The sequence below is a fragment of the Mesorhizobium opportunistum WSM2075 genome (genome assembly GCF_000176035.2).
Classification (GTDB): Bacteria; Pseudomonadota; Alphaproteobacteria; order Rhizobiales; family Rhizobiaceae; genus Mesorhizobium; species Mesorhizobium opportunistum.
In genome coordinates this window covers 1,740,001-1,751,370 of the sequence record NC_015675.1, presented here as the reverse complement: position 1 = coordinate 1,751,370, position 11,370 = coordinate 1,740,001, and the positions used below count along the sequence as shown (strand labels likewise).

Sequence of the window (11,370 nt, the reverse complement as noted above, 5' to 3'; positions counted from 1 at the left end):
TGCGTAAAAACAAAGAGATAGAGCGGTTCGCCGTTTCCGTGAAACGGTGAAATGCTCTAGCCGCCGACCATCAGCCTGACGACTTCGTCATGGTTGGTCTCGGAGATTTTGCGCTCGCCGGCCTGGATGCCGCGCCGCAACACGACGATGCGGTCCGAGACGGCAAAGATGTCCTGCAGATTGTGCGAGATGAAGATCACCCCGCGCCCCTGCGCCTTGAGCTGGTGGATGAGCGAAATCACCTTGCGCTGCTCCGGCACGCCAAGGGCTGCGGTCGGCTCGTCCATGATCAGGATCTGCGCATCCCAGTAGACGGCGCGGCCGATGGCGACGGCCTGGCGTTGGCCGCCGGAGAAGTTGCTGACCGGGGCTTCGAGCCGGCTGACGTGGAAATCCAGCCGCCCCATCGTCTCCTTGGCCGCCGCGGCCATCGCCTTGCGGTCGAGCACCGGCAGGAAGCCGAACGCCTTGCGCATCGGTTCGCGGCCAAGGAAGATGTTGGCGCCGATCGACAGATTGTCGGCAAGCGCGAGGTCCTGGTAGATCGTCTCGATGCCCTTTTCGCGCGCCTCCTGCGGCGTCGCGAACGTCACCGGCTGACCCCTGAGCAGGATTTCGCCGCCGGTCGGCTGGAACACGCCCGATATCGCCTTGATCAGCGTCGTCTTGCCGGCGCCATTATCACCGGCGAGCGCCACCACTTCACCCGGCCGCACGGCCATGGAGAAGTCGTTCAGCGCCCGCACGGCGCCAAAGTGCCTCGACAGATTGCGGACTTCCAGCAGGGGTGCGTTCTGGTTGGTGCTATTCATCCTGACGGGCTCCACTGAACCGGCGCTGCGCCTGGTCGATGAGAACGGAAATGATAATGACGATGCCGACGGCGATGAATTGCCAGAACGGTTCGACATTGACGAAGACCAGCCCGTACTGGATGACCGCGATCACGAGCGCGCCGGCGACCGTGCCGAAGATGGTGCCGGAGCCGCCGAACAGGCTGGCGCCGCCGATCACCACGGCCGCGACGCTATCGAGCAGCAAAGGCTCGCCGGCTTGCGCGGCACCGGCGGTGAAGCGCGCGGCATAGAGCGCGCCGCCAAGGCCGGCGCACATCGCCGACAGCACATAGAGCCGAAGGATGTGGCCCCTGATGTCGATGCCGGCGCGCCGCGCCGCCTGCACGTTGGCGCCGATGGCATAATTGTGCTGGCCGAACCGGGTCTGGCTGAGCAGATAGTGCATCACGACGACGAAGACGGCGGCGATCATCACCAGATAGGGGACGCCATGGAACTTGCCGTTGCCGAGCAGCGCGAACCACGAATTCTGCACCGGCACCGTCGTGCCCCCGGCGAGCAGAAAGGCGGCACCGCGCGCGACGCCGAACATGCCAAGCGTGCCGATGAAAGGCGGGACCCTGAGGCGCGATATCAGCAAGCCGTTGATGACGCCCGGCACGCCGGCAACGATCACCGCGGCAAGGATGCCCGCCAGCATCGCCAGCGGCAAGGGGATGGCCGCGCCCGCCATGTTGGTGGCATGCGCGGCGATGACGGCGGCCAGCCCCATGATGAAGCCGAGCGACAGGTCGATGCCGCCCGAGATGATGACGAAGGTCTGCCCTGTCGCCAAGAGCAGCGGCGCCACCGCGAATATCGCGATGGACTGCAGGTTGAACGGATTGAGCACGAAGGTCGCGCCGAAGTCGGTCCTCGACCAGATCTCAAAGCAGATGATCAGGCCGGCAAGGAACAGCCAGGCGCGCGCTTCCGCTATGCGTGCGATCCAGTTCCTGGCCGGATCGCCGTGATCGGCCTGAGGGGCGACATGCTTCTCGACCGGCTGGGCTGGTGATGTGGAAGTCATGGATACTCCGCGGCTGCCATCAAAAAAGGTCCTGCCTTCGGCGAGAACCCGGCACGGGCTCCTCCCGGCGGACCGGGAAGAGCCGGGCTCGTCTGGATTACTCGGAGTAGAGATACTTCGAGACGTTCGGATCCGCGATGTTGGACTTGTCCATGATCGTGAAGCCGGTGCCGATCATGACCGGAATCGACTGGCCGGTCAGATGGGCATAGGCCGAAACGACGCCGTAATAGCCGATCTCGGCGGGATGCTGGGCGATCGCCACGTCCACCAGGCCGGTGTTGATGTTGTCGACGATGCTGGTCGGAGCATCGAAGGCGACCACCTTGACGGTTCCCGTCTGTCCGGCCTGCTTGACGCCATTGGCCGCGCCCAGCGCCGAGAACAAATTGGCGCCGAACACGCCGACCAGGTCCGGATTGCGCGCGAACACGGCCTGCAGTTGCGAGGCCGCCTTGTTGGCATCGTCGTCGTTGAACTGGGTCTCCAGCACGGTGATGCCCGTATGCTTGGCCATCTCCTTCTTGAAGCCCTCTTCACGCTGGTCGGTGGTCGAGATTCCGGGCTTGACGTTCGAGACGTAGACCTTGCCCTTGTCGCCAACCGCGGTGGCCAGCGCGCGAGCGGCAATCTCGCCGCCGAGCACATTGTCCGAGGCGATGTAGGACAGCGGGAAATCAGCGTCACCCGCACCGGTCTGGTAGGCGCCGCTGCCGATGAAAGTGTCGACGGTGATGACCGGAATGCCGGCATCATTGGCCTTGCGCAGCGGCTCGACCAGTTGGACCTTGTCGGTCGGCGCGATCAGGATCGCGTCAGGCTTCTTGGCGATGACCGCATCGAGCACCGGCACCTGGGTGACCGGGTTGAATTCCGGCGCGCCCTGGAAAACCAGGTTTACGCCAAGCGCATCGGCAGCCGCCTGGGCGCCCTTGCGCATGGTGATGTAGAAACCATCGGTGGTGAGGCCCGGAATGAGCGCAATGGTGTATTTCTTGTCCTGCGCCTGCGCGGGCGCGATCAGCACCGTCGCACTGACGGCAAGCGCCGCGAGCGCGGCAACAATCTTCTTCATGACATCCTCCTCATTATTGGCAGATCTGCCGTTGCAAGTGACATTGGAATGGCCGCCATCCGCTAGGGGACAAGGCGGCGTGAACGCCTTTTTGCCGTCACGGGCAGCTTTCCTCCCAAGCGCCCTCCAGTCGATATGTCAGCCGGTCAGCCAGACCGGTACACTTGGCCACAGCCCCATTCCCCTACCTCCGCGAGGTCCCGGCAAACTGTGCCCCCGCCGCGCCTTGCTGGCGGGCATTCTGACTTGTAACACTTTGCAGAAATAAATTGCAACTCGGTTTTTCCGAGCTTGCAGCGCCGGGTTTTTCACACCGTACGACATTCGACTGCTCCGCGGAGCCCCAGCAAACTATTGCCCGCGCCTTTCGGCGACACAACTTGTTTTCGCAGCCGGCTCCATCCTGCCGCCAGTGTTCTGCCGATCCTATCGCTGCGCAAGCGTCGCGAGGATGGCCTGCGCCGTCTTCGTATCGGTGACCAGCGTGTTGATCAGCCCTGCGCGAGCCGCGCCGATAATTGCCGTCGCCTTCTCCGGCGATGCGGCAAGGCCGATCACCTGCGGCACGGCGCGAAGCTGTGCCGGCGACATGGCGATCATCCGGCTCTCCCCTTCCCACGCGATCGGCTGCCCCTCGACATCGAAATAATGCCGAAGCACATCACCGGCCGCATGAACCAACGCCTGCTCGCTCGGCGTGGCGGCACTCGCCTCCGGCGCATTGATGGCATGCGGCAGGCCGATACCGACGATCGCGATGTCGGTCTTCCCCCACAAGGCGACGGCATCGCGGATGGCGACATCGCGCAGGAAGACATCCCGCAACTCCGTGGACGGCAGATAGGGCGCATGGATGAAGTGCGGCGTGCCGCCGAACTCCTCGGCGGCGAGCCGCACGAACTCGTTGACCTGAAAATGCGCCGCGTGCTGCTGCATGCCGCCGGTGGCGGCGACGGTGAGCACACCGGGCATGCGCGGCAGGCCGGCCCGGATAACTTCGCGCACAGCGCGCCCCCAGCCGATGGCGACCACGGAGCCTGCCACCAGTTGCGCCTGCCTGAGCAGCCCGCCAAGCGGTGCCGCTAGTGCTGCCAGCGTGCCTGCCGCCGGCGTCTCGACCACCGCGGCATCCCGCAACTTCAATCCATCGATCAACTGCCTGGTGATGTCCTCCGGCGTCGCCAGATCGAGAACCTCGATACGCACGATCCCTTCCGTCCGCGCCCGCTGCAGCAGGCGCGAAATCGTCGCGGTGGAGACACCGAGCTGCCGCGCGATGTCGACCTGCGACATCTCCTCCAGATAGTGCAGCTTGGCGACCGTGTGCAGCAATGTCCGCGACGCGGTCGCATCCTGGATGGAGGGAACAGACAGCTTGCAATTCCTTTCAGCAACGTGTTACACACGTATACGCCGATGGGAGTTATCGCGCAAATCCAGCCAACTCGCAACGTGGGGCCGTCTCCATGCGGCAATGCCGGCGGGCACCGTTTTTGAGAGCGGAGGGCGCACCACGCGGCAAAAATCTCCTCGCCGGCAAAGGCGGGCAGAACTGAACATTGTTGTTTCCACGGGATCCGCGCCCTCGGCAAGACGGCGCCAACATCGGACTGAAGATCATGACGAAGATGACCACCGCGGAGCTGCGCGGCTACCAGCAGATATGCGGCAAGGACGGGGCCATGGTGGCCATCGCCTGCGACCAGCGCGGCGGCATGCGGACCTTGCTGGCGTCGGATCCGGCCGAGCAGGCCAGGATCACCAACGACATGCTCGGCGACACCAAGGCTGACATCACGCGCTACCTCGCCAGTGCAGCATCCTGCGTGCTGCTCGACCCGCTCTGCGCGGTGCCGCGCATTGTCGACGAGGGCGTCTTGAACCGCGATACGGCACTGCTCATCGGCCTCGACGCCTCCGGTTTTGACGTCTCGCCCGAGGGCTACCGGCTGTCACGCCTGGTTCCAGGCATCGATGCGCGCCGTGTCCGCGCCCTGGGCGGCACGGGCGGCAAGATCATGGTGTATCTGCGGGCCGACAAGCCGCAGGCCAACGAACACAACACCGCCATCCTGCGCCAGTGCATCGCCGATTTCGGCAAGGAGGACCTGTTGCTGGTCGTCGAGTTCCTGACCTATCCGCTCGAAGGCGAAAGCCCCGAGGACTATGCGGCCATGACACCACGGCTTGTCGAGGAAGGGACAAGAATCTCGCTGGAATGCGGCGCCAAGGTGCTGAAGCTTCCCTATCCCGGCACGCCCGAAGCCTGTGCCAACATCACCGCAATGGCAGGCGATGTGCCCTGGGCAGTGCTTTCGGCCGGCGTCAACCACGCAACCTTCCTCGGCCAGGTCGAGATCGCCATGCAGAACGGCGCCTCGGGCGTCATCGCCGGCCGTTCGCTGTGGAAAGACTGCATCTCGCTCGACCGTGACATCCAGCGCGAAAGGCTTAAGACCATCGCAGTGCCGCGACTGCGTGAGATCCAGGCCGTGATCGGGCACTACCGGCAAAAAGCAGCTGCCTGATAATTGCGTTTGGACGAGAGCTATTCCAGTAAAAGCGTGAAGCGGTTTGCGTCCGGAATTTGCGGAAAAACAGATGCAGGACGTCATGCCCCTCAGCATAGGGATCGATATAGGCGGCACCAATCTGCGCGCCGCCCGCGTCTCCGGGACCGGTGAAATCCTCAAGCGCGTTTCCGAAAAGAGTGCGCCCGACCCGGAGCTGGTGCTTGGCCGCATCGCCGACATGGTGCGCCTTCTCGACACGCCCGATGTGAAGGCCATCGGCGTCGGCGTCCCCGGCCGTGTCGATGCGCGGCGCGGCGCCGTCCTGTCGGGTGGCTACGTCAACCTCGCTTCGGTCGCGCTGGCGCAACGCCTGGAAGACATGACAGGCAAGCCCGTCATCATCGACAACGACTGCAACATGGCGTTGGCCGCCGAGATGGCGCTCGGCGCCGGGCGCGGCCATGACAACATCGTCATGTTCACCATAGGCACCGGCATTGGCGGCGCCGTCGCTCAAGATCGCCTGATTACGCGTGGCTCGGCAACGGCGGGCCAGCTTGGCCACATCACCGTCGATGTCGACGGCGAGTTTTGCGCCTGCGGCCGGCGCGGCTGCGTCGAGACCACCAGTTCAGGCACCGCGCTCGGCCGCCACATTGCGCGCGCCGGGCTCGGCGCCGACATTTCTGTCGATCAGCTTTTTGCCCGCGATGCGGCCGGCGACATCCAGGCGCGCGGCATACTCGACGCCTGGGCGAGACCGCTGCGTGCCGCCATCGACACGGCCGTTGCCGTGCTCGATCCCGACATGGTGCTGCTTGGCGGCGGCCTTGGCCGGGCAGCACATACAGCTCTCGGCCGAGCGCCGGCGCTGGCGCCCTGGTACCAATGCCCGGTGGAACCCGCGCAGCTCGGCGACGACGCCGGTGTGATCGGCGCTGGCCTCCAGGCGCTCGCCGTGGGACCGGGCGCAGGTACGTCTCCGCGCTTGGCCCAGTCCAGCCACGCCAGGCGTGCCGTGCTCGTCAACGGCATTCCCGCAAGCGGCAAGAGCACCGTCTCGCGCGGCATCGCCGACCGCATGGGATGGCCGTTGCTCGCGCTCGACACGATCAAGAATCCGTTCCTCGAAGTGCTTGGCGGCGGCGACCGCGAATTCAACCGCACGCTCGGCCGCGCCAGCTATCAGGCGATCTGGTCGGCCGTCGGCGAAGCGCCAGCGGGCAGCACCTTTGTCATCGATGCCTGGTTCGGCTTCCAGCCGCGTGAAGTCCTCGAGGACCATCTGCGAAAAGCTGGCGTCGAACAGACCTTCGAAATCTGGTGCCACGCGCCCGGGGAGGTCCTTGCCGAGCGCTATGGCGTCCGGCTCGACCAGCGCCCCGCTGGTCATCCCGGCGCCGCCTATATCCCCGAACTGATAGAACTCGCCAGGCGCGCCGAACCGCTGCGGCGCGGACCGCTCTTCGACGTCGACACGACAAAACCGATCGACTTCGATGCCATCTCGGCATGGCTGCGGGCGGTCATGGCCGCCCGCTTGGATGTACCTGGCTGAACCAGGACGTCAGTCCCGTTTGATCAATAGCCGACCGTAAAACGCTGCCTGACATGCGCAGGCTTCTCGATCTCGTCGACCATGACGATGGCGTAATCCTCGAAGGAGATGCTGCTGCCCTTGTCCGAGGCGAGGAGCGTGTCCTTGCCGAGGCGGAATTTGCCGGTGCGCTCGCCCGGGATGAACATGGCGGACGGCGACAGGAACGTCCAATCGAGATCGCCGACGGTCTTCAACTTGTCGAGGAAGTCGGCGCCCTTCTGTGCCTCCGCCTTGTAGATTGCAGGGAATTCGGCTGTATCGACCAGGCGCTTGCCTGGCGCGACCTCGAGGCTGCCGGCGCCGCCGACAACGAGGTAGCGCTTCACGCCGGAAGCACGCACCGCGGCGATCAGCGTGTCGGCATCGCTGTCCAGAAAATGCACCGAGCTGATCACCACGTCATGGCCGCGGATCAGGTCGGCGAGAGCTTGGCTGTCGAAGACATCCCCCTTCCTGGCCGTGACGCCGGGCAACGCAGCGATCTTTTCCGGATGTCGCGCAATGCCGGTGACTGTGTGGCCACGATCCGAGAGTTCCTTGAGGATGCGCGAACCGACGGCGCCCGATGCACCGATGAGAGCGACTTTTGCCATGTCTTTTTCCGTTCCTTGCTGGAGATTAGTTGGGAGAGATCACGCCGCCTCGATATGGGCGACAAGATTGTCGAAGCTGCCGAACAGTGCGTTCGAACCGATAAGCCGGGGCGCATCGTTGCGGATGACCGCGAGCGAAGGCACGCCGTTGGCATGAAGGCGCTCGAACAGCGTGCGGCCTTGGCCGACCAGGTCGCGGTGCGCTTTCATCAGCCGTTCCGTCGGCGCCTGCAGCAGCCCGGCGGCATCCGCCATGCCGGCGGCGGCAAGCACCTCTGCGACACCGTCGATCGTCACGATATCCCTGCCATCGACGTAACGCGCCCACTGGATCGCCTTCAGCGCCGTCAGCCGGCCGCCGGGGCCTTCCAGGCCAGCCGCGCTGATGCCGAGCGTGGCGGCATGGGAATCGAGCAAGGTGCCACGGACATTGAGGACATCGCGCCGATAGGCCTGCGTGAATCTCTGCCCGGTCAGGCGCTCGATGCGCTGGTCGTTCGCCCAGGCGTGGGCGGCGAAGGCTTCATCCATCGGTCGCGCCCCTGCGCCGGAGAACAAGCCGGTCGGCAGCAGGTCGATGAGCACGCCGCTGGCCGACAGCCTGTCCAGCATCGGGGTGGCGCCGTAGCACCAGCCGCAGAGCGGATCGAAAAGATAGGTCACGTCTGGATTGCTCATGATCATGCTGTCCTTGCTGTGGGCATCGGGCGCGGCCCACCGGAATGTGCTGGCCATATGTGGCAGACGGCGACCTTGCGATAAACCAGAGCCAATAATACAAACTGTCCGATCAAATCGGACAAAGGCAGGTCATATGGCCGAGCTTCTGAATCTCAATCGGCTCGTCTACTTCACCACGGTGATGGAGACCGGCTCGTTCACCGTGGCGGGGGACCGGCTGGGCGTGGCCAAGGCCGTGGTCAGCCACCAGATCGGCAAGCTTGAGGAGGAATTGGGCGCAACGCTCATGCGGCGCACGACGCGGCGCATCACGCCGACAGAAGAGGGGCGCCTCTTCTATGACCGCGCGACCATCATCCTGCGCGAGGCCGAGGCAGCCTATGGCGAGATCTCGCACGGGGCGGTCGAGCCCGCCGGAATGCTGAGGCTGACCGCGCCGCTCGACTATGGCGCTAAGGTGGTCGCGCCGGTGATGGCCGCGTATCTGAAGACCTATCCGCAGATGCGTGTCGAGGCGATCTTCGACGACGCTGTGAGCAATCTGGTGGACGAGCAGATCGACCTCGGCATCCGCGTCGGCTGGCTTGCCGATTCCTCCAACCAGGCACGGCGCCTGGGAACGATACGGCAGATCGTGGTGGCGAGTCCGGCCTTTGCCGCAAGCCTGCCATCAGACGTCGGTCCGCACCAGGCAAGATCGCTGGCCTGGGTCGGCAACGCGCAACTGCGCGGCATCGGCCAATGGCTGTTTTCCAGGGATGGGGAAACGGTGCTGACCGAACTCAATCCGGTCATCATGTGCGACAAGAGCCCGGCGGCCCTGGCCTGCGTGCTCGCCGGCATCGGGCTGGGCATCTTCCCTGACTACAGTGTCGATGACGATATCGCCGAGGGACGGCTGGTGCCGGTGTTCGCTGATTGGACCTTGCCGACCGGCGGTATCCACGCGGTCTTCCCGCCGGCCCGCTTCCGGCCCGCCAAGGTGCGCGCCTTCGTCGACTTGCTCGCGGCGGCCGAGAGAAAGCGCGCGCGCCGCCTCGAAACGGCATGACGCCGCCGGGCGCGCGACACTGTCAGCAAGAACTTACATTCACGCGCGGAGCCGTGCCGTTCGATTGCCGACGAGAGGCACTCCTCATGGTCTGGAACTTGCCGCCTGAATGCAAACGGCCCGCATTGATGCGGGCCGTTTTAAGTTTGGTTGCGGGGACAGGATTTGAACCTGTGACCTTCAGGTTATGAGCCTGACGAGCTACCGGGCTGCTCCACCCCGCGTCAACCCTAAGCAAGCGTTTGCTTGCTGACCCTAAGCAAGCGTTTGCTTGCTGACCCTAAGCAAGCGTTTGCTTGCTGATCTAGGCAAGCGTTTGCCTGCTTTGGACGTAAGCCGATGCCTATGACTAGGATGGCCTACAGATAGGTAGATGGCTCACCAAATGAAAGGGCCGCTTGCGCGGCCCGTTGTTCCCTAGGCGGGCCTTGATCGTGAAGAGAAGATTTAGAACGTGCGTTTGGCAGACCTGGCAGCGACCTACTCTCCCGCGTCTTGAGACGAAGTACCATCAGCGCTGGAGCGTTTCACGGCCGAGTTCGGAATGGGATCGGGTGCAGCCGCTCCGCCATAACCACCAGGTCGGCAAAACGCACGTTGTTTTCGAGAAGCTGGGTTAGGGATCAGGCAGCAGGGAATAGTGAGTAGGGAAACCCGCTCGCTATTGGCTTGTGCCGTTTGCCCGTCTTTCCGTGCCAATGGCGACGTTCATTGCAGGGCGCCCCGGGCGTAAGCCCGCAAGCGCGACTGCGCGTCGCCGGTTTTCCGGCGCCCTCGCGGAGCATAGGCCCGTAAGGGCCGCTCATGCGTGAGCGCTGGCCAGATCATCGTGTTCACGATGAGCATAAGGAATGAGAACGATCAAGCCGATCGAACTATTAGTACCGGTAAGCTTCAAGCGTTGCCGCTCTTCCACACCCGGCCTATCAACGTGGTCGTCTTCCACGGTTCTCAGGGAATACTCGTTTTAAGGTGGGTTTCCCGCTTAGATGCCTTCAGCGGTTATCCCGTCCGGATATAGCTACCCTGCTATGCGGCTGGCGCCACAACAGGTCCACCAGAGATCCGTCCATCCCGGTCCTCTCGTACTAGGGACAGATCCTTTCAATATTCCTACACCCACGGCAGATAGGGACCGAACTGTCTCACGACGTTCTGAACCCAACTCACGTACCGCTTTAAATGGCGAACAGCCATACCCTTGGGACCTGCTCCAGCCCCAGGATGCGATGAGTCGACATCGAGGTGCCAAACAACCCCGTCGATATGGACTCTTGGGGGTCATCAGCCTGTTATCCCCGGCGTACCTTTTATCCGTTGAGCGATGGCCCTTCCACGCGGGACCACCGGATCACTATGACCGACTTTCGTCTCTGCTCGACTTGTCAGTCTCGCAGTCAGGCAGGCTTATGCCATTGCACTCAGCGAACGATTTCCGACCGTTCTGAGCCCACCATCGCGCGCCTCCGTTACTCTTTAGGAGGCGACCGCCCCAGTCAAACTACCCACCATACATTGTCCCGGACCCGGATAACGGGCCGCGGTTAGACATCCATAGTAATAAGGGTGGTATTTCAAGGGTGGCTCCACCTGAGCTGGCGCCCAGGTTTCAAAGCCTACCACCTATCCTACACATGCCACTACGAATGCCAATGTAAAGCTATAGTAAAGGTGCACGGGGTCTTTCCGTCTAACCGCAGGAACCCCGCATCTTCACGGGGAATTCAATTTCACTGAGTCTATGCTGGAGACAGCGGGGAAGTCGTTACGCCATTCGTGCAGGTCGGAACTTACCCGACAAGGAATTTCGCTACCTTAGGACCGTTATAGTTACGGCCGCCGTTTACTGGGGCTTCGATTCAGAGCTTGCACCCCTCCTCTTAACCTTCCAGCACCGGGCAGGCGTCAGACCCTATACGTCGTCTTGCGACTTCGCAGAGCCCTGTGTTTTTGATAAACAGTCGCTACCCCCTGGTCTGTGCCACCCTCCT

At 63.5% G+C, this 11,370-nt stretch carries 9 protein-coding genes, 1 tRNA gene and 2 rRNA genes (1 of these 12 only partly in view); 3 read left to right on the top strand and 9 right to left on the bottom strand.

Features of this window, described 5'->3' with window-relative positions:
* Positions 1–56: 56 nt before the first annotated feature.
* From MESOP_RS08360 to MESOP_RS08345, 4 genes are all read right to left on the bottom strand, one after another.
* Positions 57–812 carry an ATP-binding cassette domain-containing protein gene (locus tag MESOP_RS08360; protein WP_013892890.1) on the bottom strand — a complete coding sequence of 252 codons (756 nt, stop codon included), beginning with the start codon at positions 810–812 and terminating at the stop codon, positions 57–59.
* Complete coding sequence (locus MESOP_RS08355) at positions 805–1,866, bottom strand: ABC transporter permease subunit (RefSeq protein ID WP_013892889.1); 1,062 nt, start codon at positions 1,864–1,866, stop codon at positions 805–807. Before MESOP_RS08355 ends, MESOP_RS08360 begins: the two co-directional genes overlap by 8 nt.
* A 97-nt stretch (positions 1,867–1,963) precedes the next feature.
* Positions 1,964–2,941: an ABC transporter substrate-binding protein gene (locus MESOP_RS08350; protein WP_013892888.1), complete on the bottom strand. Its 978-nt coding sequence runs from the start codon at positions 2,939–2,941 to the stop codon at positions 1,964–1,966.
* 426 nt (positions 2,942–3,367) lie between these two features.
* Positions 3,368–4,273, bottom strand: coding sequence for a sugar-binding transcriptional regulator (locus tag MESOP_RS08345; protein ID WP_013892887.1), 906 nt, complete (start codon positions 4,271–4,273; stop codon positions 3,368–3,370).
* A 287-nt stretch (positions 4,274–4,560) separates the two neighbouring features.
* Between MESOP_RS08345 and MESOP_RS08340 the strand changes: the two genes are divergently transcribed.
* Together MESOP_RS08340 and MESOP_RS08335 are read left to right on the top strand one after the other, a co-directional pair.
* The gene (locus tag MESOP_RS08340) at positions 4,561–5,469 is read left to right on the top strand and encodes a tagatose-bisphosphate aldolase (RefSeq protein WP_013892886.1); all 909 of its coding nucleotides are present in this window, start codon (positions 4,561–4,563) and stop codon (positions 5,467–5,469) included.
* Between the two features lie 85 nt (positions 5,470–5,554).
* Positions 5,555–7,012 (top strand): ROK family protein, encoded by a 1,458-nt coding sequence (locus tag MESOP_RS08335; protein WP_041164572.1) that lies wholly within the window; start codon positions 5,555–5,557, stop codon positions 7,010–7,012.
* Positions 7,013–7,035: 23 nt separating this feature from the next.
* Here the strand turns inward: MESOP_RS08335 and MESOP_RS08330 are convergent, their stop codons facing one another.
* Together MESOP_RS08330 and MESOP_RS08325 are read right to left on the bottom strand one after the other, a co-directional pair.
* On the bottom strand, positions 7,036–7,647 hold the full coding sequence (locus MESOP_RS08330; RefSeq protein ID WP_013892884.1) for an NAD(P)-dependent oxidoreductase: 612 nt from the start codon (positions 7,645–7,647) through the stop codon (positions 7,036–7,038).
* 39 nt (positions 7,648–7,686) lie between these two features.
* On the bottom strand, positions 7,687–8,325 hold the full coding sequence (locus MESOP_RS08325; RefSeq protein WP_013892883.1) for a DsbA family protein: 639 nt from the start codon (positions 8,323–8,325) through the stop codon (positions 7,687–7,689).
* Positions 8,326–8,461: 136 nt separating this feature from the next.
* Here MESOP_RS08325 and MESOP_RS08320 point away from each other — a divergent pair, with 136 nt between their 5' ends.
* Positions 8,462–9,379 carry a LysR family transcriptional regulator gene (locus tag MESOP_RS08320; RefSeq protein WP_013892882.1) on the top strand — a complete coding sequence of 306 codons (918 nt, stop codon included), beginning with the start codon at positions 8,462–8,464 and terminating at the stop codon, positions 9,377–9,379.
* A gap of 147 nt (positions 9,380–9,526) precedes the next feature.
* Here the strand turns inward: MESOP_RS08320 and MESOP_RS08315 are convergent.
* From MESOP_RS08315 to MESOP_RS08305, 3 genes are all read right to left on the bottom strand, one after another.
* Positions 9,527–9,603: transfer RNA gene (locus MESOP_RS08315), tRNA-Met, on the bottom strand.
* Between the two features lie 243 nt (positions 9,604–9,846).
* A 5S ribosomal RNA gene (gene rrf / locus MESOP_RS08310) occupies positions 9,847–9,961 on the bottom strand.
* Between the two features lie 275 nt (positions 9,962–10,236).
* A 23S ribosomal RNA gene (locus MESOP_RS08305) occupies positions 10,237–11,370 on the bottom strand; it runs 1,688 nt beyond the window's last position.

What these genes read in the sequence shown, in the direction of transcription:
- MESOP_RS08350 (WP_013892888.1), bottom strand. Translation starts at nt 2,941, where the DNA reads ATGAAGAAGATTGTTGCCGCGCTCGCGGCGCTTGCCGTCAGTGCGACG.
- MESOP_RS08330 (WP_013892884.1), bottom strand. Translation starts at nt 7,647, where the DNA reads ATGGCAAAAGTCGCTCTCATCGGTGCATCGGGCGCCGTCGGTTCGCGC.
- MESOP_RS08340 (WP_013892886.1), top strand. Translation starts at nt 4,561, where the DNA reads ATGACGAAGATGACCACCGCGGAGCTGCGCGGCTACCAGCAGATATGC.
- MESOP_RS08325 (WP_013892883.1), bottom strand. Translation starts at nt 8,325, where the DNA reads ATGAGCAATCCAGACGTGACCTATCTTTTCGATCCGCTCTGCGGCTGG.
- MESOP_RS08355 (WP_013892889.1), bottom strand. Translation starts at nt 1,866, where the DNA reads ATGACTTCCACATCACCAGCCCAGCCGGTCGAGAAGCATGTCGCCCCT.
- MESOP_RS08360 (WP_013892890.1), bottom strand. Translation starts at nt 812, where the DNA reads ATGAATAGCACCAACCAGAACGCACCCCTGCTGGAAGTCCGCAATCTG.
- MESOP_RS08320 (WP_013892882.1), top strand. Translation starts at nt 8,462, where the DNA reads ATGGCCGAGCTTCTGAATCTCAATCGGCTCGTCTACTTCACCACGGTG.
- MESOP_RS08335 (WP_041164572.1), top strand. Translation starts at nt 5,555, where the DNA reads ATGCCCCTCAGCATAGGGATCGATATAGGCGGCACCAATCTGCGCGCC.